The sequence below is a fragment of the Escherichia sp. MOD1-EC4550 genome, from assembly GCF_963876935.1.
Classification (GTDB): domain Bacteria; phylum Pseudomonadota; class Gammaproteobacteria; order Enterobacterales; family Enterobacteriaceae; genus Escherichia; species Escherichia coli_F.
On sequence record NZ_CAWNSE010000024.1, the window covers coordinates 1 to 3432 of the forward strand.

1 protein-coding gene and 2 pseudogenes are annotated in these 3432 nt (G+C 54.5%); all 3 read right to left on the minus strand.

The window, feature by feature from the left end; translation table 11 throughout:
- Positions 1 to 260 (minus strand): annotated as a pseudogene (locus AACU19_RS18555) (tail fiber assembly protein); the annotation flags it as partial.
- Between the two features lie 1026 nt (positions 261 to 1286).
- Positions 1287 to 2849, minus strand: a pseudogene (locus AACU19_RS18560) (prophage tail fiber N-terminal domain-containing protein); the annotation flags it as partial.
- A 58-nt stretch (positions 2850 to 2907) separates the two neighbouring features.
- A partial coding sequence (locus tag AACU19_RS18565; RefSeq protein WP_047662466.1) for a phage tail tip domain-containing protein occupies positions 2908 to 3432 on the minus strand: 525 nt, incomplete at its 5' end.

Below are 3432 nucleotides of genomic sequence, written 5' to 3' on the forward strand. Positions count from 1 at the left end.
CGGCGGTTCGCCGTTATATCTGCCACCTCAACAACACTTAATCCCGCCGGATTAAGCGTTGAGGCATCCCGGGTGATGGCAACGATAATATTGTTTTCATCGTAAGCCATCTTTATTGTGTCTTTCTGAAAGTTACTCACTTCTTCATACCAGTTTCTTCCGTCCTCTGAAAACAACCAGATAACATCAAAATTTTTTGTCAGTTGATACTGAGCAACGGTTTTGGGATTACCTGCTGTAATATTTTTTAAGTGCTGCATTACTTATACCTGCGATACGTTAAACCATGTGCCGTTTATGTATTTTTGCACCGGCCGGTAAACCGCTGAGTTATCGCCATCAGCATCCCCGACAAGACAAAGCCCCGTAATGACATGGCCGGATTTCTCATACGTCACGCCTTTTTGCATGCTCTGAACAACACGCGTGCCCAGCCGGATATCCCTGACATAGCGGATATCAAAATTACTGTAATCGGAAGGATTAACGCGCCCGGACACATTCAGCCCTTTACTGACCTGAATGCTGCCGTTTGTAAAGCGCATTACACGTGCGTTACCGGCGTAAACATCAAGATTACCGTCGCCGTTTTGTTTCAGGCCTGTGTCGCCCCTCCCCAGCGCAAGTGAATGGCCGCCCAGCGTATTCTGTGCACCGATACCCACAGCACCTTCCAGGGTCCCGCCCGTTGTCGTGAACAGACGCTCCCAGTCCGCCTCAAAGCCATAGCCATCACGGGCGGAGCGGTAAAATATCCCGCCATTCCGGTAATTCACCCGAAACTGGACCGCAGGGCAGCTGCCTTCCCCTGTATTAAAATGAAGAATTAAGGATGATGCGCCACCATCCTGTGCACAATAAGCGCCACTGTCCAGGTTCCAGGCGACGGCATCTGTATCGGCGAGCGTTTCCCCGGTTTTTCCCAGCGCAAAGGCCGGTGGCTTGTTTTTCGTGTTGTAGTCACGACGCCAGCCAGGGGAATAACCATCACCATGATTAATATAGGTAAACTGCGCATTCGCCGTTCCACTTCCGCTGGATGTTGTCGGTGTGGTTATGCGGATCGTCATCGCTGACTTTATCCCCATCACCTCAATGACAGCGCCGGCGAGATGAATATTTCCGCAGCCCGTATCCGTGATGATTTTATTATTACCGTAAGACCAGGAGCCCTTGCACATCCAGTATGGGTGGTTAAATGCGCCCTGAGAATCCAGCCACCCGATAAACTGTGCGGTCGTCCAGTCTCCTGTCGTTGTGCTTACGGCCCCACCGAAGGCACGGCAGGCACCAATATTTTTCGTAAAGGTGTCTTTGTCGGGGACATCCGCACCGTTCTTATCTTTCTGCAGTCGTTTCTCAGCATTCTCACAGGCGGCTTTTACGGCCTTTGGTGTCGCGGCAAGTGTTTCAGATGTACTGTTAGTTGCACTGCTGAGCTGGACTATCCCCTTTTTCGTCGTGCTCGCATCCTCAAGCGCCACGGCAGACGCAATATCCTCCGCCCGTTTTGCCGCAGTCTCAGCGCGCGTTGCTGCGGATTCTGCCGTGCTTTTGCTCTGTGCTGCCGCTGTCGCACTGCCAGCTGCCTCTGTCGCCTTCGCGGATGCCGTCGTGGCACTGCCCTGCGCCTCTGACGCCAGCCTTGCCGCCTCATCTTTTGAAGCTGACGCCGATGATGCTGATGATGCCGCCGAACTGGCGGACGATACGGCTGACGTTTCTGAAGATTCTGCACGGGTTTCCGACGCTTTCGCGTTCGTCTCGGATGTCTTCGCTGCGGAAGCAGACCTCTCTGCTGCACTGGCCTGTTCAGTGGCTTCGCCAGCCTTCGTTGTGGCTGCTGAAGCGGACGATGCGGCACTTTCTGCCGATTTTCCGGCGGCGGTGGCACTGGCTGATGCCTCCTCCGCTTTAACTGACGCCTCACGGGACGATGATGCAGCGGCAGTTTCTGAGCCTGCTGCTGCGGAGGCACTCTGTTCCGCTGCCGTTTCAGAAGACCTGGCGTTCGTCTCAGACGTCTTTGCCGCCTTCGCGGAATTTCCTGCCGCCGTTGCCGAGGAAGCTGCGCTACCGGCGCTCGAGGCTGCGCTCGTTTCTGATGATTTTGCCGCCTCTTTTGAGGCCGCCGCATCCCTGGCTGACGTGGCAGCTTCTGACGCTTTCGTGGTCGCGGTGGATGCAGACGTGGCGGCTGATTGTTGTGACGCTGCCGCATTCGTTTCTGACGTTTTCGCGGCACCGGCACTGGTGGCCGCCGCGCTTTTTGAGGACTCTGCAGCGGCAGCACTTTTTGATGCCTCAGCGGCCTTTGCTGAGGCTGTTTCTGCGCCGGAAGATGCTTCCTGTGCTGACGTCGCAGCCTGTCCGGCGGACGTGCTGGCGGCGCGTGCTGAGCCTGCAGCATCAGTCGCATGGGTTGCCGCCTCACGGGCAGATGTTCCGGCATCGCCGGCTGACTTCTTCGCGGCTGCCGTGTTCTGTGCCACTGCGGACGCGTTACGCGCCACCTCTTCCACCATCAGCTCAAAACGGCGCAGTGCCTCCGGACGGGCATCATCCTCCGTCATGGCACCGAGAAAATCATTCAGCGTCCCAGGCTCAGAATCTTCATACACGGTGATGGTGCCGGCATGTGACGGCGGAAAACCTTCAACCAGCAGGATGACACCGTACTGGCCGTACTCAACGTCCATACTGTAACGCCCGGCTTCATCCGGATTTTCTGAGGCCACCGTGTTCACCACCACCGTGGTACTGTTACGTTTTGCTTTCAGCTGAATGGTGCAGTTCTGTACCGGTTTACCTGCACCGTCTTTCAGCACGCCTGAAATCTTTACTGCCATATTCGTTCCACAAATAAAAAAGGTGCCATTTCTGGCACCCGGTCTGGTTTCTGAACATTCAGCTGATACTGATACCGGCTGTGGATTTCTTCATCACCACAACCAGCAAATCGCTGATGCTTGCCGTGGGATACCAATCATTCACCAGCCACGCTGATACCGAAAACTCCAGCGTCATGTGACCGCGACCCGCTGGCATATCAATCACACCGGTATAAATCAGCGTATTATCCAGCGCGGTACGGTTATAAATTTCAGCACCGTTTTTCCGCACTATCAGACGGCATGATGAATAAATGTCATTATGCTCTCTCTCATGTCTGGCACCGCTGAATGCCACCGCCGGAATGACAATTTGCCGGTCAAAAGGCTGATCGTCATAAACCCTGACGGTAATGGTCCCTGATGGCCACCGCTCCGGTGCCCGGGAGTCACGGGGGAAAGCCTTACCCACCGTTTTAACAATATCGCCTTCAATCTGATTAGCTGACAGTTTTCCCAGAATCTGACAGTTCTCATTAATCGTGACATTATTGAGCGTCCCGGCGTTCGCATTCACACTGCCACTGATATCCGCATTTTT